This is a genomic window from Chryseobacterium sp. SIMBA_028, from assembly GCF_046535285.1.
Taxonomy (GTDB): domain Bacteria; phylum Bacteroidota; class Bacteroidia; order Flavobacteriales; family Weeksellaceae; genus Chryseobacterium.
The window spans coordinates 1-350 of record NZ_JAWRWZ010000099.1; the positions used below are offsets into that span (position 1 = coordinate 1).

1 protein-coding gene is annotated in these 350 nt (G+C 35.4%); it reads left to right on the forward strand.

Features of this window, described 5'->3' with window-relative positions:
• Positions 1 to 350: MATE family efflux transporter (locus SCA31_RS22715; protein ID WP_410699311.1), on the forward strand; the 350-nt coding region annotated here is incomplete at both ends.

The window sequence follows — 350 nt, forward strand, 5'->3', positions numbered from 1 at the left end:
AAACGATTAATTCTGTTTTCAGTCACGGATTTGTTATTAATATGACGGTTGGAATTATTTTGATGGGTGTCCTGCTTTTGGGACTTCCTCTACTCTATCATTCTGGTCAGCCGACAAAAATTGTTCCTGATACAGTAGACTTCTTAGGAATTATGGCAATCAGTATTGTTCCTTTTATGGCTTTTCAGACATTGAGAGAGGTTTCAGAAGGATTATCTTACACGATTGGAGTTACAAAAGCTACCATCATTGCGAATGTCATTAATATTGTTTTGAATTATGTTTTCATTAAAGGACTTTGGATTTTCCCTGAAATGGGTGTAAAAGGTTCCGCATTAGCGAGTTTAATT